Annotated in this window: 23 protein-coding genes and 1 tRNA gene; 16 read left to right on the forward strand and 8 right to left on the reverse strand. The window is 64.6% G+C overall.

Annotated features, from left to right (window positions below; translation table 11 throughout):
• Positions 1-197: 197 nt before the first annotated feature.
• Entirely contained in the window at positions 198-1,121 is a 924-nt protein-coding gene (locus B5M41_RS18165) for an AraC family transcriptional regulator (RefSeq protein WP_413713180.1), read from the reverse strand.
• Positions 1,122-1,701: 580 nt separating this feature from the next.
• On the opposite strand from B5M41_RS18165, the gene B5M41_RS18170 reads away from it, so the two are divergent.
• Positions 1,702-2,538, forward strand: a complete 837-nt coding sequence (locus tag B5M41_RS18170) for an SDR family oxidoreductase (protein ID WP_134649367.1) — start codon at positions 1,702-1,704, stop codon at positions 2,536-2,538.
• 142 nt (positions 2,539-2,680) lie between these two features.
• Positions 2,681-3,406 carry an SDR family NAD(P)-dependent oxidoreductase gene (locus B5M41_RS18175; protein WP_134649366.1) on the forward strand — a complete coding sequence of 242 codons (726 nt, stop codon included), beginning with the start codon at positions 2,681-2,683 and terminating at the stop codon, positions 3,404-3,406.
• 50 nt (positions 3,407-3,456) lie between these two features.
• Here B5M41_RS18175 and B5M41_RS18180 read toward each other — a convergent pair whose 3' ends face one another.
• Positions 3,457-4,032, reverse strand: a complete 576-nt coding sequence (locus tag B5M41_RS18180; RefSeq protein ID WP_134649365.1) for a TetR/AcrR family transcriptional regulator — start codon at positions 4,030-4,032, stop codon at positions 3,457-3,459.
• Between the two features lie 108 nt (positions 4,033-4,140).
• On the opposite strand from B5M41_RS18180, the gene B5M41_RS18185 reads away from it, so the two are divergent.
• Positions 4,141-4,731, forward strand: a complete 591-nt coding sequence (locus B5M41_RS18185; RefSeq protein WP_134649364.1) for an NAD(P)H-dependent oxidoreductase — start codon at positions 4,141-4,143, stop codon at positions 4,729-4,731.
• A 96-nt stretch (positions 4,732-4,827) separates the two neighbouring features.
• Here B5M41_RS18185 and B5M41_RS18190 read toward each other — a convergent pair.
• Positions 4,828-4,912, reverse strand: a tRNA-Leu gene (locus B5M41_RS18190).
• A gap of 374 nt (positions 4,913-5,286) precedes the next feature.
• On the opposite strand from B5M41_RS18190, the gene B5M41_RS18195 reads away from it, so the two are divergent.
• Together B5M41_RS18195 and B5M41_RS18200 are read left to right on the forward strand one after the other, a co-directional pair.
• Positions 5,287-5,550, forward strand: a complete 264-nt coding sequence (locus tag B5M41_RS18195; RefSeq protein WP_134649363.1) for a BON domain-containing protein — start codon at positions 5,287-5,289, stop codon at positions 5,548-5,550.
• A gap of 77 nt (positions 5,551-5,627) precedes the next feature.
• Complete coding sequence (locus B5M41_RS18200) at positions 5,628-7,271, forward strand: AMP-binding protein (protein WP_134649362.1); 1,644 nt, start codon at positions 5,628-5,630, stop codon at positions 7,269-7,271.
• A 9-nt stretch (positions 7,272-7,280) separates the two neighbouring features.
• Here the strand turns inward: B5M41_RS18200 and B5M41_RS18205 are convergent, their stop codons facing one another.
• From B5M41_RS18205 to secA, 3 genes are all read right to left on the reverse strand, one after another.
• Positions 7,281-8,552 carry a GNAT family N-acetyltransferase gene (locus B5M41_RS18205; RefSeq protein WP_134649361.1) on the reverse strand — a complete coding sequence of 424 codons (1,272 nt, stop codon included), beginning with the start codon at positions 8,550-8,552 and terminating at the stop codon, positions 7,281-7,283.
• Complete coding sequence (locus tag B5M41_RS18210; RefSeq protein ID WP_230640215.1) at positions 8,542-9,930, reverse strand: lipopolysaccharide biosynthesis protein; 1,389 nt, start codon at positions 9,928-9,930, stop codon at positions 8,542-8,544. Before B5M41_RS18210 ends, B5M41_RS18205 begins: the two co-directional genes overlap by 11 nt.
• Before the next feature lie 176 nt (positions 9,931-10,106).
• Entirely contained in the window at positions 10,107-12,827 is a 2,721-nt protein-coding gene (secA, locus tag B5M41_RS18215; RefSeq protein ID WP_134649360.1) for a preprotein translocase subunit SecA, read from the reverse strand.
• 239 nt (positions 12,828-13,066) lie between these two features.
• Between secA and B5M41_RS18220 the strand changes: the two genes are divergently transcribed.
• The 6 genes from B5M41_RS18220 to B5M41_RS18245 all read left to right on the forward strand — a co-directional run bounded on the left by B5M41_RS18220 (position 13,067) and on the right by B5M41_RS18245 (position 17,170).
• Entirely contained in the window at positions 13,067-13,966 is a 900-nt protein-coding gene (locus B5M41_RS18220; protein WP_134649359.1) for a peptidylprolyl isomerase, read from the forward strand.
• A 56-nt stretch (positions 13,967-14,022) separates the two neighbouring features.
• Positions 14,023-15,261 carry a bifunctional glutamate N-acetyltransferase/amino-acid acetyltransferase ArgJ gene (gene argJ / locus B5M41_RS18225; RefSeq protein WP_134649358.1) on the forward strand — a complete coding sequence of 413 codons (1,239 nt, stop codon included), beginning with the start codon at positions 14,023-14,025 and terminating at the stop codon, positions 15,259-15,261.
• Positions 15,262-15,356: 95 nt separating this feature from the next.
• Positions 15,357-16,115 carry a GNAT family N-acetyltransferase gene (locus B5M41_RS18230; RefSeq protein ID WP_134649357.1) on the forward strand — a complete coding sequence of 253 codons (759 nt, stop codon included), beginning with the start codon at positions 15,357-15,359 and terminating at the stop codon, positions 16,113-16,115.
• Positions 16,112-16,534, forward strand: a complete 423-nt coding sequence (gene mutT, locus B5M41_RS18235) for an 8-oxo-dGTP diphosphatase MutT (protein ID WP_134649356.1) — start codon at positions 16,112-16,114, stop codon at positions 16,532-16,534. The genes B5M41_RS18230 and mutT overlap by 4 nt, the downstream gene beginning before the upstream one ends.
• A 108-nt stretch (positions 16,535-16,642) precedes the next feature.
• Positions 16,643-16,960 carry a hypothetical protein gene (locus B5M41_RS18240; protein ID WP_134649355.1) on the forward strand — a complete coding sequence of 106 codons (318 nt, stop codon included), beginning with the start codon at positions 16,643-16,645 and terminating at the stop codon, positions 16,958-16,960.
• Between the two features lie 36 nt (positions 16,961-16,996).
• Positions 16,997-17,170: a Flp family type IVb pilin gene (locus tag B5M41_RS18245; RefSeq protein WP_329959099.1), complete on the forward strand. Its 174-nt coding sequence runs from the start codon at positions 16,997-16,999 to the stop codon at positions 17,168-17,170.
• A 15-nt stretch (positions 17,171-17,185) separates the two neighbouring features.
• Here the strand turns inward: B5M41_RS18245 and B5M41_RS18250 are convergent, their stop codons facing one another.
• Positions 17,186-18,052 (reverse strand): methyltransferase domain-containing protein, encoded by an 867-nt coding sequence (locus B5M41_RS18250; RefSeq protein ID WP_134649354.1) that lies wholly within the window; start codon positions 18,050-18,052, stop codon positions 17,186-17,188.
• 59 nt (positions 18,053-18,111) lie between these two features.
• On the opposite strand from B5M41_RS18250, the gene B5M41_RS18255 reads away from it, so the two are divergent.
• The 5 genes from B5M41_RS18255 to B5M41_RS18275 are packed head-to-tail and all read left to right on the forward strand — an operon-like array spanning position 18,112 to position 21,074.
• Positions 18,112-18,903, forward strand: coding sequence for a ComF family protein (locus tag B5M41_RS18255; RefSeq protein ID WP_134649353.1), 792 nt, complete (start codon positions 18,112-18,114; stop codon positions 18,901-18,903).
• Between the two features lie 33 nt (positions 18,904-18,936).
• The gene (grxC, locus tag B5M41_RS18260; RefSeq protein WP_134649352.1) at positions 18,937-19,194 is read left to right on the forward strand and encodes a glutaredoxin 3; all 258 of its coding nucleotides are present in this window, start codon (positions 18,937-18,939) and stop codon (positions 19,192-19,194) included.
• Between the two features lie 19 nt (positions 19,195-19,213).
• The gene (locus B5M41_RS18265; RefSeq protein WP_134649351.1) at positions 19,214-20,071 is read left to right on the forward strand and encodes a carbon-nitrogen hydrolase family protein; all 858 of its coding nucleotides are present in this window, start codon (positions 19,214-19,216) and stop codon (positions 20,069-20,071) included.
• Positions 20,068-20,496: a DUF1178 family protein gene (locus tag B5M41_RS18270; RefSeq protein WP_134649350.1), complete on the forward strand. Its 429-nt coding sequence runs from the start codon at positions 20,068-20,070 to the stop codon at positions 20,494-20,496. Before B5M41_RS18265 ends, B5M41_RS18270 begins: the two co-directional genes overlap by 4 nt.
• Positions 20,496-21,074, forward strand: coding sequence for a DUF3291 domain-containing protein (locus tag B5M41_RS18275; protein ID WP_134649349.1), 579 nt, complete (start codon positions 20,496-20,498; stop codon positions 21,072-21,074). Before B5M41_RS18270 ends, B5M41_RS18275 begins: the two co-directional genes overlap by 1 nt.
• Here B5M41_RS18275 and ubiG read toward each other — a convergent pair whose 3' ends face one another.
• A complete protein-coding gene (ubiG, locus tag B5M41_RS18280; protein WP_134649348.1) occupies positions 21,075-21,821 on the reverse strand; it encodes a bifunctional 2-polyprenyl-6-hydroxyphenol methylase/3-demethylubiquinol 3-O-methyltransferase UbiG in 747 nt (248 codons plus the stop codon).
• Between the last annotated feature and the right edge of the window lie 18 nt (positions 21,822-21,839).

Consider the following 21,839-nt stretch of genomic DNA (forward strand, 5'->3'; position numbering starts at 1 on the left):
CTGACGTTGCCCCGCAACGCGCCGGTTACGGCCAGCAATCCAGGCTAAAGGGGGCGCCCAAGGATCAGAATACCGGAAGCCTCAAAAAATCTGCCCAATCCTGCGGATCGGCGCTTTCGCCGGGCGGGCGAAGCGCCGATCCGCATCATGACGCCCGGCCGGACGAGACTGAACGTCACCGACGCGCGGCGAGGCAGCTACGCGGACTGCATCCTGCGACCCACAAACTCGCTGTACAGGCGCTGCTGGTTGATGGCATCGCGCTTTGGAGCACCGCCAAACGTCCGGGAATATTCGCGGCTGAACTGCGACACGCTTTCGTAGCCGACCCGGTAGGCAGCGTCGGCCACGTTTGCATCTTCCATCACCATCAGGCGCCGCGCCTCGAGAAGGCGCAACTGCTTCTGGAACTGCAGCGGCGTCATCGATGTCATCGCCTTGAAATGCTGATGAAACGACGAAAGGCTCATGCCCGCCGCTTCCGCCAGATCCTCCACACGAAGCGTCCGGGCGATGTCCTCGTGCATGAGGTGGAGGGTTTTCGCGATCCGGGCGGCGTTCGACTCAGGCTCGACCAGCTTGCAGAGTTCGCCGCCGTTCGGGCCACTCAAGAGCCAGTAGCAGATCTCGCGCATGACGGACGGAAAAAGGATCGGGATCGCCTTGGGCGTGTCGCACATCCGCAGGAGGCGCAGAGCACACTCGGCCAGGGGTTCATCGACCTGCCGCACGAACAGGCAGGGACCGGAATCGGCGGGAGGCGCCGGCGGCGCTTCGAGCTGTTCCAGCACGTCGCGGATCATCGCCACGTCCAGCGCAAGCATCAGTCCGGTATAGGGCGCATCGGGGCTTGCCTCGACGATGTGCCCCGTCGCCGGCAGCGCCATGCCGACCGCCAGACACTCCATCGCACCGTAGCGAAGGGTGTCCTCCCCGACGACGATTTCCTTTGCCCCCTGGAGCACGATGCAGATCGACGGCTTGTAAACCTGCTGCATCCGCATCCTCTCCTTGAAGGAACGGACGATATAGAAGCTGTCGATCGGCGTCGGGAATGCGCCCTGCCCGCCGCCCTGGGCCTCGATATAGGCGTCGGCGGCTCCGAACAGCGATGGCGGCACACGCACCTCCGGAGGTTTGCGAGGCCAGCGCAACACCCGGCCCTCGGCAGTCAGCCTATCGTCGCCTGCAGGATCGGGCAAGTTTTTTGAGGCTTCCGGCATTCTGATCATCAGACACTCCATCTAGCTTGAGGATGCGAACCAAGCGAGGAGTGCGTCGAACATGACAGAAGCCGCCGCACGGTCAATAGGAATGAAGCAAAAGATATTGCCCCGCGGCCGGCGAAGGCAGGCAGGCGCAGGCGTCCAGCCTCGTGATGGTCGTCCCCGGCCTTCTTGGGCCGGCGTCGGGGCCTGCCATCGTCGGCTCGGTCAGCGACGCGGTGACGGCTGCACCGGCACCCAATAGCCTCGGCCCGGGGCTGCCAGCCGGTCCCGATCGCAAACGTCCAGACCGGCCCGGACCGGCCCAGACCAGCCTTGCCCTGCTGATCGCAAACCGGCGGATCGCCGCTTTGCTGGAGGTGGGGTGACCTTCGCCGCCTCCCGGTCGGCCGCAAATCCGCGCTGTCCCGAAAGCCGCCCGGCGAGGCCGCACCTATCGCAACAAAGTACCCGCATCGAGAAAGGAACCATCAAGATGTCCAATGCCGATACCTCACGCCGCACCTTCATGACCCTCGCGGCAGCGACGCCCGCCGTTCTCGCCATGGGGGGCGCGGCATCAGCCCAGACAACCGCTCTTCCCGGCGCCGGCAGGGCGGCCGTCGTCACCGGCTCGTCGCGGGGCATCGGCGCGGCGACCGCAAGACGCCTGGCGCGCGATGGCTTTGCCGTCACCGTGAACTACCTCACGAACCGTGATCTCGCCGCCCGCGTCGTGGCCGACATCGAGGCGGCTGGCGGGCGCGCGATCCTCCAGCAGGCGGACGTCGCCGACCCCGCAGCGGTCAAGGCCCTTTTCGACGCCAATGATCAGGCATTCGGGGGCGTCGATGTGGTGGTCAACAACGCTGGCATCATGAATGTCGGCCCCTTCGCCCAGATGACGGACGAAGCCTTCGACCGTATGATGGCCACCAATGTCAAGGGCAGCTTCAATGTGCTGCGCGAGGCGGCGCAACGGACGCGTGACGGCGGCCGGATCATCAGCCTCGCCTCGAGCATCATCAAGACGCCACCCCCGGCGACCGGCGCCTATGCTGCCACGAAAAGCGCCCAGGTGCTCTTTTCCAGCGTGCTTGCGAAGGAACTGGCCGGTCGCAACATCTCGGTCAACGCAGTGGCGCCCGGAGCCGTCGACACGCAGCTCCTCCGTCAGCACGGCGAAGAGGCGCTCCGCGGCATTCCCGAACAGACCCCCCTCGGCCGCCTGGGCCTGCCGGACGACATCGCCGGCGTCATCGCGCTTCTCTGCTCGCAGGACGGCGCCTGGGTCGACGCTCAGACCGTATTCGCGAACGGTGGGCTGGGTTGACGGAGAAACGCCCGTTGATGGCAAACGGGCGTATCCCGGCCAGTTTCGCGGATCCAAAGCCGAGATCGAGGCGGCGCGACATTGCGAGGCTTTCCGAGCCTCGCTAACGTTGATTGAACCCGGTCAATGAGGTTGAGTGATCATGCAAAACCCGAAAAACCCTTCGGCGAAGGTCATCCTGATCACGGGCGCCGGCCGCGGCATCGGCGCTGCGCTGGCCGTCACGGCCGCTGCGGAGGGTCACTACGTGGCTGCGAATTATCGTTCGGAGAGCGCCGAGGTCGATCAACTGGTGTCTCGCCTGAAGGACGGCATCGGTATACGGGCAGATGTCGGCATCGCGGAGGATGTTCAGCGCCTGATCGAGGAAACGCTCGCGCATTTCGGCCGCATCGACTGCGTGATCAACAATGCCGGTATCGGCGAAGTCTGCCCGATCGACCGTCTCGATCTCGCGCTTTTCCAAAAGACGCTTCATGCCAACCTGACGAGTGCGTTTCTGGTCTCGCAGGCGGCATGGCCCCACATGACCCGGAACGGCGGCCGGCTCATCTTCATGTCGTCGACCGCCGCCCGCATCGGCGGCGGGCTTTCCGCCGCCTATGCTGCTTCGAAAGGCGGCGTCGAGAGCCTGATGCACGCCTATGCCACCGCGCTCCGCCCGCACCGGATCACGGCGAATGCCATAGCGCCCGCGTTGATCGAGAGCAGGATGGCCAGCGCGATCGATGCAGGGCCCACCGAAAATCTGCCTCTCGGACGCATGGGACGTCCCGAAGAACTTTGGCCGGCAACACGGATGATCATGGAGACCGAATATCTCACGGGCCAAACCATTCATGTCGACGCCGGCAGATACATGGCCTGAATGCGTGGCGAACGGGCTGCCTCAGCCCGCTTTCGTTTCGGTATAAAGTCTCAGCCTCCGATCAGCCATTTCCGGATCAAGGCTACGAGGTCGTCGACAGCCACGTCCAAGGGCATGCCGCCTTCCATGACCTCGGCCGATAGCGCCTCCATCGTCCCGATCAGGCCGACGCACCGTCGCTGCACGACCTTTGAATCGAGTTTCGAAAGCGGCTGGATGGCTGCCGCATAGAAGGCCGCATGGTCTTGCCGGGTCCGACGCTGGTGGGCCTCCATGGTCGCATCACCGCGCAGTGCCGCATCGATCGCATGCCATTCCGGCCCGATCGTCAGCGCGCATTCCAGGTAGGCGCTCGAGAGGATCCGCGCGACCTGCTCCGGCTCTTGTGGAGCATTCTCCAAGGCGGCAGCCAGAGCCGCGACCTGCCGATCCATTGCCGCCTTTGAAAGAGCGATCATCAGCCCCGAGCGGGTCTCGAAGTGGCTGTAAGCGATCGGCTTGCTCACGCCCGCACGTTCGGCCAGCGAGCCGAGCGTCAAGGCGTCCGTACCCTCTTCGCGCACGATGGCGGAGGCAACGTCGAGGAGTTGGGCACGGCGTTCAAGCCTCGGCAGTTTCTTCGACATCACACATCCCTCTTGACCCGAACCAAAGCTACCAATAGTAACTTACTTATTGTAGCATTGGGCAGGACTCATTCAAAGAGCCTGCGGCATACCTTTCCGGAGACATTGATGCACGTCCTCATCGTAACGGCCCATCCCGATCCCGCTTCCTACACCCACGCTGCGGTAGCCCGGCTTGTCGATGGGCTGAAGAGCGTGCCCGGCACCACGCACGAAATCCTGGATCTGGCATCGAGCGGCTTCGATCCGCTTTTCGGCGTTGCCGACAACGACCTGTTCCATGTCGGCGGGCAGACGCCGGCCGACGTCATCGATCAACAGGCACGCGTCGACAGGGCCGACGTCCTGGTGCTGGCATTCCCGGTCTATTGGTGGTCCATGCCTGCGGTTATGAAGGGGTGGATCGATCGCGTCTTTATCCGCAACTGGGCATTCGATGATGACCCCGCCAGGAAGACGACCGGCCTTCTGGGACGCCTGAAAGGACAGGTCGTCGCGATCGGCGGCGTGGATATCGGCACCTATGAGCGCCGCGGCTATCTCGACGCGATGAAGGCGCAGATCGTCCAGGGCATCTTTGGATATTGCGGCATCCAGCCCATCGGCCTGGACTTGTTGCTCCCGATCGACCAGCCCGCGGCCGAGCAGGGATTGCAGGACGCCTTCGATATCGGCCGGCGTGTCGCAACGTCGAATTAACCCGGGCCGGGTTGGCCGCCGCCGTGTGCCGTCTCCACGAATTCCCGACGAAGACCCTCCGCGGGCGACGACAATCAGGCCTGTCCCTGAGAATAATGGTGCGGGTGGTCGGAATCGAACCGACACTCCTTTCGGAACCGGATTTTGAGTCCGGCGCGTCTACCAGTTTCACCACACCCGCACATTTGCCGCCGATTCGAGCCGGCGCTCTCCGCATCTTGCCAGCGGAGCATGCCTCCCCAATAGAGCGAGGCGGCATGGGGTGTCAACGGGAAAGGCCGGTTGCACGACCGATCACGACTGCCACGTCTTTTTCTCAAAAAAATTCTTTTTTAGCGGGAACGAATTTTCCGTGACCCCGTTTAGGGAGCGCAACCGCAGACACCCCCGGATGCGGTTGTGAGGGGGACCCAAGGGCGATGTGCACGCTCTTGGGTCTCAACCCAAAACACCTGATATTTCCAAACTTCCAACATGATCGAACCCATGCGCCGGCAAAGACGAACAATTGCGTCTGTCCGGCGTTCTGTCGCGCAGACGGCAAAGGAGAGCACCATGGTTTTCAAGGAAGGCACCTTCAAGGGCGAGCAGCCGGAACATTTCGAAGGCCCCCACCCGGCATGGCTGGAAACGGCCGTGGCGGACGCGCTTTCGATAGCCGGTGACATCGATGCGTCCGACATCTCCGTCACCTGCAAGGGAACGCGCATCATCCTGACCGGCAGCGTCGGCTCCCCGGAAGAGGGTGCCCGGGCCGTCGAGATCGCGGCTTCCGTCAAGGATGTCACCGAGGTCGACAGCCGCCTTTCCTGGCTCTGACCCGCAAAAAGCCGCCATTGCCCGGCCGCACCCCGGAATGCTAGTTGCAATGCAGCATGAAACGGGAGTTCTGCCGGATGCTTGTCGAAAGACCGGGCTATGATGCGCTGTATGCGGATTTCCGCTGGGATATCCCCGAGCGCTTCAATATCGGCACCGCCGTTTCCGATGCATGGGCGGCACGCGATCCCGATCGCGTGTGCCTCCAGCATTTCCTGCCGGACGCCGCGCCTCTCTCGCTGACCTACGGCGAACTTGCGGCAAAATCCGATGCCTTCGCAGCCGCCCTCCGCGCCGAAGGCGTCGAGAAGGGCGACCGCGTCGCGATCCTGCTGCCGCAGGGCTTCGAGACCGTGATCGCCCATCTCGCGACATACAAGGTCGGCGCCATCGCCCTGCCGCTTGCGCTGCTCTTCGGTGCCGACGCCCTGCTGTTCCGCCTGGAAAACGCCGGCGCCAGGGCCATCGTCACGAACGCTTTCGGCCTGGAGCGCCTCCAACCCATCCGCACCCGGCTCCCCTCGTTGAAACTGGTCATCGCGACGGAGGCCACCGGTGACCCGACCGCAAAACCCTTCCACGACCTTCTGTCGCGTCACGCAGGCTCCTTCGACGCCATCGACAGCGGTCCTGATGACCCCGCGATGATGATCTATACGTCAGGCACGACAGGCCCGCCGAAGGGCGCGTTGCATGGGCATCGCGTCCTGCTCGGCCACATCCCGGGCTTCCAGATGCACCACGAGTTCCTGCCGCAGCCGGGAGACCGCATCTGGACGCCGGCAGACTGGGCCTGGGCGGGTGGCCTGCTGAACGTCCTGTTGCCGGCGCTGCTGCTCGGCGTTCCCGTCGTCTCCTCGCCGGGCCAGAAATTCGACCCCGACATGGCCTACCGCATCATGCAGGACATGGACGTGCGCAATGCCTTCATTCCGCCCACCGCGCTGCGGCTGATGAAGACGGTCGCCGATCCCCGCGCAAAGTACAGGCTGAACCTGCGCACCATCGGCTCGGCCGGCGAATCGCTCGGGCGAGAAACCTGGGAATGGGTGCGCGATACGCTCGGCATCACCATCAACGAATTCTACGGCCAGACCGAGTGCAACATCGTGCTGGGCTCTATCGGCAAGCTCGGCGTGTCGCGGCCCGGCCCCATCGGCAAGCCCGTGCCGGGACACGTTGTCGCCGTCATCGATGCGAATGGCGCGGAAGTGCCGCGCGGCACCGTCGGCCAAGTCGCCGTCAAGCGCCCGGATCCCGTGATGTTTCTCGGATACTGGAACAATGCCAGGGCGACGGCGGAAAAGTTCATCGGCGACTGGATGACGACCGGCGACCTCGGGCACATGGACGAGGAAGGCTATGTCACCTTCTTCGGGCGGGACGATGACGTCATCACCTCCTCCGGCTACCGCATCGGCCCGAGCGAAATCGAGGATTGCCTTGCCGGTCATCCCGCCGTGCAGCTCGCCGCGGCGGTCGGCAAGCCCGATCCCGTCCGCACGGAAATCGTCAAGGCCTATGTCGTGCTCCGGCCCGGCCAGGAGCCGTCCGCAGCGCTTGCCGCCGACATCCGCGACTGGGTGAAATCCCGCCTCTCGATGCACGAATATCCGCGCGAGGTGGAATTCGTCGATGCGCTGCCGTTGACCACGTCCGGCAAGGTCATCCGCCACCTGCTGCGCGAGCGCGCGGCAAGCGAAGCGCCGTTTTCCGCCTAGGGCAGCACCCTAACGCCGGGCGAGCGAGCGGATCTTCTCGCGCAGCAGCCGCGCCACGTTGCGCGTGTTGCGGTAGAGATGAAGCTGAGCCGCCACCTGGCGCACGTCCCGGTCCCGGTTCTGCTGAAGCCCCACGACCAGCGTGCCCATGTCCTCGCGCTCTTCCCAGAACCGGCTCATGACGGGATGATCCGGCACCGCGCAGGAATCCGACCGCAGGATGTTGGCGTCGTCCAGATGCCACTCGGTCAGTTCCGCGACGAGAAGCTTGCCGGGCGAGTATTTCGCGAAGTCCTCGTCATAGGCCGTCTTCCACGTATAGGCCTCGCCCCCCATCAGGAAGACGACCATGGACGCGATGGCGCGGCCATCGAGATCGAGCGTGTGGATACGCACACCGTCGGTCTCGGCGAGATTGGTGATCGCCTCGCGAGCGAAGGCCGCGCGATAGCGGTCGTTGATCATCGCCGTGCGGCTGCGGCCCTTCCAGCCCGAGGCTTCGAGCAGCAGGAATTCCTCCATGCGCACGCGGATATCCGCCGGCTGGCGGGCGACATTGTAGCTGAGCGCGCCGAGCCGATCGAGCTTGCGCCACTGTCGGCGCAATTCGCGGAAATGCTCCGGCGAGATGGCTTTTTGCAGATAGGCCTGCCCGTCCAGCAGGCTTTCCAGCATCGGACGGCGATAGGTGTCGGTCACCGTCACCGGCAGGTTGCGGCCAATCGCGACGGCGCGCACCAACTGGGCGAAGGGGCCGGTGAGCCGCAGGTCCGGAAGGACGAGAACCGAGGGCAGCGCCACACCGGAACCGCCCAACGCCTCCAGGAAATTGTCCAGCGTCTCGGCCGCGTCTTCCGCATCGACCAGCGGCGTGCCGATCGGGCCGAACGGGTTGGACCAGGCCCGCAGGATGCTGGAGCCGATGGAAAAGCCGGGCTTCTCGACGGAAAACGGCATGAGCAGGCGGATGCGGCTGCGCTCCGCGCTTTCATCCCTGACGATGGCAAGGCGGACGGTGCGATCTTCCAACCGCGGCATGGCGGGCGCCAGAAAACGCCCCGAGAAGAAGACATTCGGCTCCATGACCCGGTTGGACAGGAAGTCGAGCTCCTGCTGAAGCTCGTAGCCGGCCGCGGCCGGATAGAGCGCGAGCGAACGGCCGGGGCGGCCGACGGCCACCCGCAGGTCTGCCGGCGGATGGGCCAGCGGCGGCGCCGGCGGAATGGCGGCCTGCGCGCGCCCGCCGGCGATTGCATGGTCGAAGCCGTGGCTATCGGTCATGGTTGTCCATCCCGTTGACAAGGCTTGCCTTCACCGGATTGGCGAAGGCGAAGAGAATGATCGAGAGTTTGCCCCGCACGGCGAGGTGCAGGAGCAGCGCTTCCACCATCATGGCGCCGGCCGTCGCCACGGCGGCCCCGGTAATGCCGAAGAGCGGTATGAGGGTGACGTTGAAGGTGATGTTTGCCGCCAGCGCCACGGCATAGACCAGGACGCAAAGCTTCTGCTCGCCCGACATGGTGAGCAGCACCTCGCCCGGCCCGACCAGCGCCTTGGCCATGATGCCGGAAAAGAGAATGAACATCAGGCTCCAGCCCGCCGTGAAGGCAGGCCCGAACAGCGACAGCAGAAGGTGGCCGAGGGCGAGAACGGTGAGCCCCACGCCGAGCGACGGCCAGAAGCTCCAGCGTACCGTCTCGCCGGCAAAGGTTGCCAGCGCCACGCGGTCACCGGAGGAGAAGAGCGCGGAGAAGCGCGGCGCGGCCGCCGCCTTCACCGAAAAGAACACGAAATGCACCAGCGCCATCGTCTTGGCGGCTGCGAAATAGATCGCGACGCTTTCCGGGTCGAGAAACAGGCCGACCACGATGACATCGGAATTGGTGAGCAGGAAGCCGAAGCCCTCGATGAGGAAGATCGGCAACGCCGCCTTGAGCCACAGCGAGAACTCGGTCCGGTGCGGGCCGGCGACATAGCGCTTGCCGAGCCGGTGGACGATGTTGAAGAACTGCACGACGGTCGTCAGGTAGGTGGCGGCCAGCGCGGCGGCCATTGCGGTCAGCGCCGTATGCGGCGCCCCGTATGTCACGGCCAGCACCATGAAGACGAGAATGAGCAGCGGCCGCGCGATATAGGTCGGGCTCAGCGCCACCACCGCCCAGCTGTGCGCCCGCGCCGTGCTTTCCAGCACGTCGCCCAGCGCGATCATCGGCATGCAGAAGAAGCCGATGAAGAGCGGCACGACATAATAGCCCGTCACGCTGTCGCGCAGCAGCCAGAGCAATAGCAGCCCGACGGCTGCGATCGCGCTGGAGGACAGCATGGCGAAGGTGCGTGCGGTCGACGTGAGGCCGCGGATTTCCGCATGCGCATTGCGGCCGGCATAGCCGGGCAGGAAGCGCACGACAGTCGTGTGAAAGCCGAGGCAGGACATGTCGCCGATGATGACGACCAGCGCCCAGACGAAGACGAAGATGCCGTATTCGAACTCGCCCATCAGGCGGGCCAGAACGATCTGTGTGAGAAAGGCGATTGCCGCGCTGGCGACGCGAATGGCGAAGGCGACGAGCGCCATGCGCTGGGCGAGCGTGCGCGGGTCGTCGCTGGCCAGGACGCGCAGCCAAGGCACGACCCTGCCGCGCAGACCCGATGGCAGCAATTTCTCTGCCGACTGAATGACCGCTATCAACACAGGAACCCGAACGCTACGCAGAACTCAACGCAACAGTCTTGTCAGGTCAGGGTTAACAAACGGTTGGCCAGCGCCGCGGAAGCCTTAACCGCACACAAAAGAAAATGCCGCCCGAAGGCGGCATTATCGAAGGATTTCAGCGGTCAGGCCTGCTCGAAGGCACCATGGCAGTGCTTGTACTTCTTGCCGGACCCGCACGGGCAAAGCTCGTTGCGACCGACACGACCCCAGGTCGACGGATCGTCGGGATTGCGATCCTCGGCGGCAACGGCCATGAAGCCCGTCGCTTCACCGACATTGAATTCGTCCTCGCCGGTCGTGCCATCGATATGATGGCCTTCCATGGCCGGCGGTGCCGGTACGGGCGCATCGGCGGCCTGACGTACGAGCTCGACGCGCATCAGCTGCGCGGTCACCGTCTGGCGCAGATTGGCCAGGAGCGCCTGGAAGAGCTCGAAGGCCTCCGCCTTGTATTCCTGCAACGGATCGCGCTGGGCATAACCGCGGAAACCGATGACGGAACGCAGGTGGTCCAGATTGACGATATGCTCGCGCCACAGGTGATCCAGTGTCTGGAGCAACACCGAGCGCTCGACATAGGTCATGATCTCGGGGCCGAAACGCTCGGCGCGGTCGGCGGCGGCATCGTCGGCAGCCTTGCGCAGCCGCTCGAGAATGTCCTTCTCGTCGATGCCTTCCTCTGCCGCCCAGGCCTCGATGGGAAGATCGAGATTGAGCTGTTCGAGAACGCCGGCCTTCAGGCCCTCGACATTCCACTGCTCGGCATAGGCGTTTTCCGGAATGTTCAGCTGGACGAGGTTCTCGACCACCTCATGGCGCATGTCGTTCACGATCTCGGACAGGTTTTCGCTGTCCATAAGCTCGATGCGCTGCTCGAAGATCACCTTGCGCTGGTCGTTGAGCACGTCGTCATACTTGAGCAGGTTCTTGCGGACGTCGAAGTTGCGCGCCTCGACCTTCTTCTGCGCACGCTCCAGCGCCTTGTTGATCCAGGGATGGACGATCGCCTCGCCCTCCTTGAGACCGAGCTTCTGCAGCATCGAATCCATGCGGTCGGACCCGAAGATGCGCATCAGGTCGTCCTGCAATGACAGGAAGAACTTCGAACGGCCCGGGTCGCCCTGGCGGCCGGAGCGGCCGCGCAGCTGGTTGTCGATACGACGGCTTTCGTGGCGCTCGGTGGCGAGAACGTAGAGGCCGCCGGCGGCCAGCGCCTGCTCCTTGAGCTTCTTCACCTCGGCGATGACGGCGCTGCGTTTGGCGTCAAGTTCCGGACCCGGCTCCATGTCGGCCAGCTCGCGCTCGAGGCGCATTTCCAGGTTGCCGCCGAGCTGGATGTCGGTGCCGCGACCGGCCATGTTCGTGGCGATCGTGACGGCGCCGGGCACGCCGGCCTGCGAAACGATATAGGCTTCCTGCTCGTGATAGCGGGCGTTCAGGACCTGGAAGTCCTTGAAGCCGGACTTTTTCAGCAGCTCGGCCAGAAGTTCCGATTTTTCGATCGAGGTCGTGCCGACGAGGATCGGCTGGCCCTTGGCGCGGGCAGCCTTGATCTCCTCGATGATCGCCTTGTACTTCTCTTCCGCCGTCCGGTAGACCTCGTCGTCCTCGTCGATACGCTGGATCGGCAGGTTCGTCGGGACTTCCACGACCTCAAGGCCGTAAATGTTGCCGAATTCCTCGGCTTCGGTCGACGCCGTACCGGTCATACCGCCAAGCTTGGAATACATGCGGAAATAGTTCTGGAAGGTGATCGAGGCCAGCGTCTGGTTTTCCGGCTGGATCGTGACCTTTTCCTTGGCCTCCAGCGCCTGGTGCTGGCCTTCCGAATAGCGGCGGCCCGGCATCATGCGGCCGGTGAACTCGTCGATGATGACGATCTCGTCGTTGCGGACGATGTAGTCCTTGTCGCGGGTGAAAAGCTTGTGGGCCTTCAGCGCATTGTTGATGTGATGGACGATCGCGACATTCTCGACGTCGTAAAGCGATTCGCCCTTGAGGAGGCCGGCCTGGCGCAGCAGGTTCTCCAGCTTCTCCGTACCCACTTCCGAGAAGTTGGCGGAGCGCTGCTTCTCGTCGATCTCGTAGTCACCCTCGTCCAGCATGGGAATGAAGGCGTCGATGGTGGTGTAGAGGTCCGAGCGGTCGTCAAGCGGGCCGGAAATAATCAGCGGCGTGCGCGCCTCGTCGACGAGGATCGAGTCCACTTCGTCGACGATGGCGAAGAAGTGACCGCGCTGCACCATCTGGCCGCGCTCGTACTTCATGTTGTCGCGCAGATAGTCGAAGCCGAGTTCGTTGTTCGTCGCGTAGGTGATGTCGCAGGCATAGGCCGCGCGGCGCTGGTCGTCGTCGATGCCGTGCACGATGACGCCCGTGGTGAGCCCGAGGAAGCCGTAGATCTTGCCCATCTGGGCGCTGTCGCGGGTCGCGAGGTAGTCGTTGACCGTCACGACATGCACGCCCTTGCCGGCCAGCGCATTGAGATAGACGGGAAGCGTCGCGACGAGCGTCTTGCCTTCACCGGTCTTCATTTCGGCGATCGACTTCTCGTGAAGGATCATGCCGCCGATGAGCTGCACGTCGAAGGGACGCAGACCGAGAACGCGGAACGCCGCTTCCCGGGCGACCGCGAAGGCCGGCACGAGAATGTCGTCCAGCGTCTTGCCTGCGGCGAGCTGTTCGCGAAATTCGACGGTTTTCGCCCTCAGCGCCTCGTCGGAGAGCGCTTTGGTCTCTGCTTCGAGCGCATTGATCGCGTCGACGCGATCTTTATAGGAGCGAACGCGGCGATCGTTCGAGGAACCGAACAACTTGCGGGCTAGGCCGCCAAGGCTGACCATCAGAATGGTCCTTTCTTTATGGGCGCCCCGGCGCGTGACAGGCCGCACGATAATTGCGCGCAAACCCGTGAAACGCCCGGAAACTGTTCTGGACGCGGGATTGCGTGACAGATAAGAGGGGGGTCGAATGATGTCAACGGCTCAGGCGGTTGCACAACTGCCACATTCTGGTGGTGTTGAGCAGTCTGGCACCGGATATCGACCCGATTCCGGCGAGGATGTGAAAGGTCTTTTTTCGTATGTTCAAGTACAGCAAGCTCGCAGCGGTCGCCCTGATCGCGATCGCCGCCGCCGGCACGGGCGCCCGTGCGCAGGATGCCGCCGCCGATCCGGTGGTCGCCAAGGTCGGCGCCGTGGAAATCCATGAATCCGAACTGAAGCTCGCGATGGCCGGCCTCGACCCGCAGCTTGCCAACCTGCCGGAAGAGCAGAAGCGCGTCGCAGCACTTTCCTCCATCATCGACGTGAAGCTTCTGGCTGCCGATGCCGACAAGGAAGGCCTGCGCGACAGCGACGACTTCAAGCAGCGCCTCGCCTTCCTCACGGACCGCGAACTGCACAACGCCTATTTCAAGAAGCACGTCGTCGATGCCGTCACCCCCGAGGAGGTGAAGGCGCGCTACGACAAGGAAATCGCGGCCATCACGCCGGAAGACGAGATCCATGCCCGTCACATCCTGGTCAAGACCGAGGATGAGGCCAAGGCCATCATCAAGGATCTCGATGCCGGCAAGGACTTCGTCGAAATCGCCAAGGAAAAGTCCACCGACCCGAACAAGTCGGAAGGCGGCGACCTCGGCTATTTCAGCAAGGGCCGCATGGTTCCGGAATTCGAAGAGGCCGCTTTCGCCCTCGAAAAGGGCGCCTATTCCAAGGTGCCGGTGAAGACCCAGTTCGGCTACCATGTCATCAAGGTCGAGGATAAGCGCAAGCAGCAGCCCCCGGCGCTCGACCAGGTCGAGCCGCAGGTCCGTCAGCTCATCATGCGCGACAAGTACATGGAACTGCTCGAAAAGGCCAAGGCGGAAGCGCCCGTCGATATCCAGGACCCCGCGCTGAAAACCGCTTATGACGCTGTCAACAAGCCGGAAGCCGAAGCGGGCGAAGACGCCGCACCGGCCGCCGAAGGCCAGCAGTAAGACCACAATGGCCCGGTGGATCCCGCCGGGCCCCTCCCCACCGCAGGAAAACACGCATGTCCGGCTCGATCTCTCCGCTTGCCCCGAAAACCTATGCCGAAATGCCGCCCATACGCGGTGTGCGCATGGCGACCGCCGCCGCGGGGATCAAGTACAAGAACCGGACGGACGTGCTGATGATGGTCTTCGATCGCCCCGCGGCGGTCGCCGGCGTTTTCACCCGCTCGAAATGCCCTTCGGCGCCCGTTGATTTCTGCCGTGCCAACCTGTCCGGCGGCGTCGCGCGCGCCGTCGTCGTCAATTCCGGCAACGCCAACGCCTTCACCGGCCGCAAGGGCCGTGAATCGACGAAGCTCACCGCCGAATCCGCGGCAAAGGCCGTCGGCTGCAAGGAGAGCGAGATCTTCCTCGCCTCGACGGGTGTGATCGGCGAGCCGCTCGATGCCACGAAGTTCTCCGGCGTCCTCGATGGCCTTGCCACCGCAGGAACGGACGACTTCTGGCTGGAGGCCGCCAAGGCGATCATGACCACGGACACCTATCCGAAGGTGGCCACCCGTACGGCCGAGCTCGGCGGTGTCACCGTGCGCATCAACGGCATTGCCAAGGGCGCCGGCATGATCGCGCCGGACATGGCGACCATGCTGTCCTTCGTCGTCACCGATGCCGACATTCCGGCCGCCGTCCTGCAATCGCTGCTCTCGGCCGGCGTCGGCACCACGTTCAACGCCATCACCGTGGACAGCGACACGTCGACCTCGGACACGCTTCTGCTGTTTGCGACGGGTGCGGCGGCGGCCGATGGCCAGAAGGCTGTGACGGCGGATGACGTCGCGCTCGACGGCTTCCGTGCCGCCCTCAACGACCTGCTGCGCGATCTCGCCCTCCAGGTCGTGCGGGATGGCGAAGGTGCGCGCAAGATGGTGGAGATCACCGTCGAGGGTGCTGAAAGCGACGATGCCGCCAAGCGGATCGCGCTTTCGATCGCCAATTCGCCGCTGGTCAAGACGGCCGTCGCCGGCGAAGACGCCAACTGGGGCCGCATCGTCATGGCCGTCGGCAAATCCGGCGAAATGGCCGATCGCGATCGCCTCGCCATCTGGTTCGGCGACGTTCGCGTTGCCGTCGACGGCGAGCGCGACCCCAACTATTCCGAGGAAGCGACGACCGCGATCATGCAGCGTCAGGATATCCCCGTTCGCGTCGAGATCGGCCTCGGCAACGGCCGGGCGACGGTGTGGACCTGCGACCTCACCAAGGAATATGTCGAGATCAACGGCGACTATCGCAGCTAAGCCATTTTGAAAAAGATATGCAGCCGCGCCATGCGTGTGGGGCTGCCCAGACCAGAGGCCCGGACAGCGTGACCCTTTCGGGACAGAAGACCACGATGATCGATCTTGCAAAAGTCAGGCGGCTGGAAGCCGTCGGCTTCCGTGCCTGGCCCGCCGCCACCGTGCTGTATGACGGAAGCTGGCTGTGCCGGCTGACCGCCGGCCACCCCTCGCGGCGGCTGAACTCGGTCAACCCGCTCGATCCGTCCGATTATCGCGATATCCCCATCCGGCTGGAAAAGGCGGCGAAGCGCTTTGCCGACTACGGCCGCCCGCTACTCGTGCGACAGACCCCGCTCACGCCGCCGCAGTTGATCGCCTTCATGGACGATGCCGGCTGGAAGGACATGGGCCGCACCATCGTCATGATGGCGGATCTCGCGACCCTGCCGCGCGATGAAGGCCTCGATCACCTGCCGAGCCGCGATGTCGGCCGCTTCGTCGATGCACGGCTGAGCGTTTCGGGCGACGACCCGGCCCTGAAACCCGGGCTCACCGAAATCATCAATGCCATCAAGCCCGAGGCGGGCCTCTTCATCTTCGAGGAACCGGGCTTCGGCCCCACCGCCGTCACCATCGCGGTGCAGGACAACGACCTCGTCGGCATCCTGCAACTCGGCGTCGCCGAAGAACGGCGCGGCCAGGGCCTTGGCACGGCAATCCTCCATGCGAGCCTGCGCTGGGCGAAGCTCAAGGGCGCGCGTCATGCCTGGGTGCAGGTGGAGGCCGACAATGCCGCCGCGCTTGCGCTCTATCGCCGCGCCGGCTTCCAGGACGTCTACCAATACAGCTATCGGGAACCGCCGGCCGCATGACCGAAACGATCGCACAGCCCCGCCGCATCCTGCTCGTTGCCGCCTGCGCGCTCGTCGATGCGGACGGGCGTGTGCTTCTGGCCCAGCGCCCCGAAGGCAAGTCGCTGGCCGGCCTGTGGGAGTTTCCCGGCGGCAAGGTCGAGCCGGGCGAAACGCCCGAGGAGACGCTGATCCGCGAGCTCGACGAGGAACTCGGCATCCGCACGAAGGTCGCCTGCCTCGCGCCGCTCACCTTCGCCAGCCACACCTATGACGATTTTCATCTCCTGATGCCGCTCTATATCTGCCGTCGCTTCGAAGGCACGGCGCATGGGCGCGAGGGGCAGGCCATCAAATGGGTGCGCCCGAAAGCGCTGCGCGATTACCCGATGCCACCCGCCGACGAGCCCCTCATTCCCTTCCTCATGGACCTGCTTTGAGCCGGTTCACTAGAATTTAAGTGCGAATTTTCAGTCTCCGTTAAGCAATCGTTTAGCAGCCTCGTTCAAATAATGCCGTGAACGTTGCAATGCCTGCGAGATCCTGTGATGCGTGACGAAGACTTCTGGAAAACCGTTCAGGAGAAAGATTTCACGCCGGCCGGCGATACCCGGACTGGCGCATTGAATCTGGCTCTGCTTTTCGGGACAGCCGTGATTGCGCTGGCGCTCGTCCTCACACCGGTGCTGTCCGCCAAGTCGGACAAGCGCATGATGGCGAACGTCCCCGATGAATTCGATATGATTTCGACCGGCTCCGTCCCGACGGACGGAACCAAGCGCTATACGGTGCGCCGCAGCGTGCTCCAGGAAATGCCCGGCGCCGTCTGCATTGTCAACGGCGCGGGTGCCGGCAGCGGCTGCTGACGGTACGTTCATGCGCAAGGGGCGCGGGGGAAGGGAATGATGACGAGACTGCTGAAATCGTTCCTCTCCGCCGAGCATGGCGCAACCGCCGTGGAATACGGCCTGCTTGCCGCCCTCATCTCCGTCGGCATGCTCGCCGGCCTGGGCGCCTTCTCCGACACGCTCAACAACACCTTCATGCTGCTCAGCGAGAAGATCGACCCCAAGTGAGGGACAGGTCGAGGGTCAGCGACCCCCGCCCTGCTTGAGCGCATCCGCAAGCCGCATCGTCGCCGAACCCGGCTTCAGCGGCTTCTGCTGGCTTTCATGCGGCGCCCAGCCCGAGACATAGATGATCGAAAAGGTCGCCCTGATCCGACCGTCGGGGTCCGAGAAGCGTTCGGCATAGAGTTCGGCCGCGCGCAGCAGGACGCCGCGCGCCAGCGGCCGCCGGCTGCGGCCGGAAAGCGGGTTCGCCATGCCCATAGCACGCAGATCCTTCATCAGCGGAAAGATCGAATCGTAGCGCACCGTATAGGTTTCCTTGTCCGTCACCGGCAGCGCAAAGCCGCCGCGCTGGAGCAGGGCCCCGACATCCCGCACATCCGGAAACGGAATGACGCGCGGGCTGGCACCCCCGGAAATCTCGCTTTCGGCCGCGAGCAGTACTTCCCGTAGTTCCTGCAACGTGCCGCTGCCGGGAATGGCCGCAAGGAAAAGGCCGTCCGGCTTCAGCGCCCGCCGGATCTGCACGAAAACGCCCGGCGTGTCGTTGGTGAGATGCAGCGCAAGCGGCGAGACGATGAGATTGACCGACTGCGGCTCAAGCGGAACCGTTTCCAGCGCTGCCAGCGTAACCGGCTCTCCCGCCGAAAAACGCCGGTCGCTCTCCACGCGTTCGATGGCATCGACCTTGCCGGTGCCGGCGATCGCCCGCGCCACGGCTCCGGTATGGCCATGCAGTTCGACCGCCTTCTCGAACCGGCGGTCTATCACGCTCAACCGCTCGGCAAGCTCCTCCGCGACGATGTCGAGCAGGAAGTCCGCCGGGCCGCTGCGAAGCGCGCGCAACCGGTTGGTATCGATGAGGGCATGGTCGAAGAGCGTTTCCATTGGCGATCCTGTTCGGAATTCCTTCGCTTTGGCCGGCAAGTGCGACTATTGTCAACCGCATGGGCGAAATAGAGGCCGAGGCATTGCCGGCAATCCCGCTCCGGCAGGCCCTCGCCCGCCGGATGAAGGCCTTCGCTGGCGCGGCCCTCGACATCGTCTACCCGCCCGCCTGTGCGGGATGCGGCCTGCTGCTGGGCACGGGTGCAGGGCTTTGCGCGCATTGCTGGTCGCGGCTTGCGCTGATCGAGCGCCCCTATTGCGAAGTGCTCGGCACGCCCTTCTCCCATGATCTCGGCCCCGGCATCCTCAGCGCCGACGCCATCGCCCATCCTCCGCCGTTCGACCGGCTGCGGTCCGTCGCCCTCTATGACGACCTCGCCCGCATTCTCGTGCATTCGCTGAAATATCGCGACCGCACGGACCTTGCGCCCATGATGGCGCAATGGATGCTACGCGCCGGCGACGGCACGATCGAGGCGGCCGATGTGATCGTGCCGGTGCCGCTGCACCGCTTGCGGCTGGTCTGGCGCAAGTTCAACCAGGCGGCCGAACTCGCCCGCGCACTCGGCGCGCTCGCCGGCAGGCCGGTTCTCATCGATGCCGTGCGCCGCGTCAAACGCACCCGTCGCCAGATCGGTCTCAACCCGCGCGCCCGCGAGGAGAACGTGCGCGGCGCCTTCGCGATCACCCCCGCGGGCCGTGAGGCCCTGTTCGGCAAGCGCGTCGTCCTGATCGACGATGTTTATACGACAGGCGCCACCATCGCCGCCGTCGCGCGCACGCTCAAGCGCGCGGGTGTTGCCGACATCACGGTTTTGACCTTTGCAAGGGCGCTTCCGGGACCTATATAAAGCAAGGTTTTTCCAAGTGTTGGAGCAGAAAGCATGGCCCCGGTCGTCATCTACACGCGTCAGTTCTGCGGCTATTGCAGCGCCGCGAAGAAACTTCTCGAGACGAAGGGCGTGGCCTACGAGGAGCATGACGCGACCTATGCGCCGGATGTGCGCCAGGAGATGATCAAGCGCTCGAACGGCCGCAACACCTTCCCGCAGATCTTCATCGGCGAGCGCCATGTCGGCGGCTGCGACGATCTGCATGCCCTTGAGCGCGCCGGCGAACTCGACGCGCTTCTCGCTGCCTGAACCGGCACAGGAGCCCGCCATGACCGTGACGATCGCCGCCATCCAGATGTGCTCGGGCACCGACCCGGTCCGCAACGTGGAGACGATGCAGCGCCTCGTGCGCGAGGCCGCCGCCAAGGGCGCCGTCTATGTCCAGACGCCGGAAATGACCGGCGCCATCCAGAAGGACCGCCAGGGCCTGCGTGCTATCCTGCGCCCGGAAGCCGATGACCTCGTGGTCGCGGCCGCCGCCGACCTTGCCCGCGACCTCGGCATCCACGTCCACGTCGGCTCCACGGCGATCGCACTCGCCGACGGCAAGGTCGCAAATCGCGGCTTCCTGTTTGGCCCGGATGGCGCGCGCATCTGCAGCTACGACAAGATCCACATGTTCGATGTCGATCTCGACAATGGCGAAAGCTGGCGCGAAAGCGCGGTCTACACGCCGGGCAGCATCGCCCGCATGGCGGATCTGCCCTTCGCAAGGCTCGGTTTCGCCATCTGCTACGACGTGCGCTTTCCCGAACTCTTCAAGGCCCAGGCCCAGGCCGGCGCCGAGATCATCTCCGTGCCCGCCGCTTTCACGCGGCAGACGGGCGAGGCGCATTGGGAAACGCTGCTGCGCGCGCGTGCCATCGAGAACGGCGTTTACATCATTGCCGCCGCGCAGGCGGGTGTCCACGAGGATGGTCGTGAGACCTTCGGCCATTCCATGATCATCGATCCCTGGGGCCGCGTGCTCGCCGAGGCCGGCGGCACCGGCGAGGCCATCGTGCTTGCCGATATCGACACCGGCGCCGTGAAGGCCGCCCATGACCGCATTCCCAACCTGCGCAACGGACGGACCTTCACGCTCGAAACGACCGCCGCCACCTCGAAGGGAGGCGTCGCCGCGTGATCCGCTACGATCTCTCCTGCGACAACGGCCATCCCTTCGAGGGTTGGTTCGGCTCGGCGGACGACTTCGACCGCCAGCAGAAGATGGCGCTGGTCTCCTGCCCCGTGTGTAACTCCACCCATGTCGCCAAGCGCCTCATGGCCCCTTCCGTGTCGACCGCCCGCAAGAAGGAGCGTCGCCAGGAAATGGTGATGCAGGCGGGCCAGAAGGAAATGATCGCCAAGCTGCGGGAGATCGTTTCGACGATCCGTGCCAATTCCGAGGATGTCGGGGAGCGCTTTCCCGAGGAAGCCCGCAAGATCCACTACGGCGAGGCGGAACAGCGGGGCCTCATCGGCCAGGCGACGCTGGACGAGGTCCGCGACCTCCTGGAAGAGGGCGTCGAGATCGCGCCGCTCCCCGTGCTGCCCGACGACACGAACTGATGCGCGGCCACCATCTCGCCGTCTACAACTTCGGCATTCATGTCGATGAATACGAAAGCGACCGCGTCACGGGCTTTCGCCTGCGCGAGCCCTTCAATTTCGAGGCGGCGAGCCGGGCGGAAGGCTATATCGGCCGTTCGGGCTATGACGAGGTGCCGGGGCCTGAAAGCTGGGGCGAGAAGGTCTATCCCCGCTTCCTCGCCGGCAGCGGGTTCGAAGACGCGCCGTCATCGCTGTCCCTCTGGTCCAGCCTCGAAAGCCTTATGGCCTTCACCTATGACGGCGTGCATGCCGATGCGCTCAAGCACGCCCGCAACTGGAACCAGAGGCAGGCCTGGCCGGCTCTGGTGCTCTGGTGGGTGAAGGAAGGCGCACGGCCGGTTTGGGCGGATGGGGCGGAACGTCTGGAACATCTCGCGGATCATGGCCCGACACCCCGCGCCTTCACCTTCAAGAAACCGTTCTGTCCCGATGGCGAGCCCGTCGTGATCGATAGGGATCGGGTGAAGGCCATCGGTGCGCGCAACGCCGTGGGGCAGCGGGACCTGCTCGCCGCCGTGCGGCTGCTGGAGCCCTGATCAGGCCGGCCGGCGCGCCACCAGCATGTAGTTGACGTCCATGTCCTTGGACAGGTTCCACTGGTTCAGCAGCGGGTTGAAGAAAACGCCCGTTCGGTCGGTCACGGTGAGGCCCGACGCCGTCAGCGGTTTTTCGATCTCCTCCGGGCGCACCAGCTTTTCATATTGATGCGTGCCACGTGGCAGCCAGCGCAGCACGTTCTCCGCCGCGAAGATCGCCAGCGCCGCGGCCTTCAGCGTCCGGTTGATCGTCGCAACGAAGGTCATGCCGCCCGGCCGCACCATGGAGGCGCAGGTCGTGAGGAAGAAATCGACATCGGAAACGTGCTCGACCACCTCCATGTTCAGCACGACATCGAAGGTCTCGCCGGCCTCTGCCAGCGCCTCGGCCGTCACCGCGCGATAGTCGACCGTAACGCCGTTTCCGGCCGCATGGGCCTTCGCGATACCGATGTTCTTTTCCGAGGCATCCGCGCCCAGCACCTCCGCGCCCATGCGCGCCATCGGCTCGGAAAGCAGCCCGCCGCCGCAGCCGATATCGAGGATGCGCAGGCCCTCCAGCGGGCGATGGGCCTGCGGGTCGCGGCCGAACTGCGCCGAGACGAGATCGCGGATATAGGCGAGCCGCACCGGGTTGAACTTGTGCAGCGGACGGAACTTGCCGGTGGGGTCCCACCACTCCGCCGCCATCGCGGAAAAGCGGTCGACTTCCGCCTGGTCGATCGTCGTGCGGGCTGCCTCGCTCATGGCCGTCTCCTTCGCGTG

It is taken from the genome of Shinella sumterensis, assembly GCF_004514425.2.
In the GTDB taxonomy this organism is placed as follows: Bacteria; Pseudomonadota; Alphaproteobacteria; order Rhizobiales; family Rhizobiaceae; genus Shinella; species Shinella sumterensis.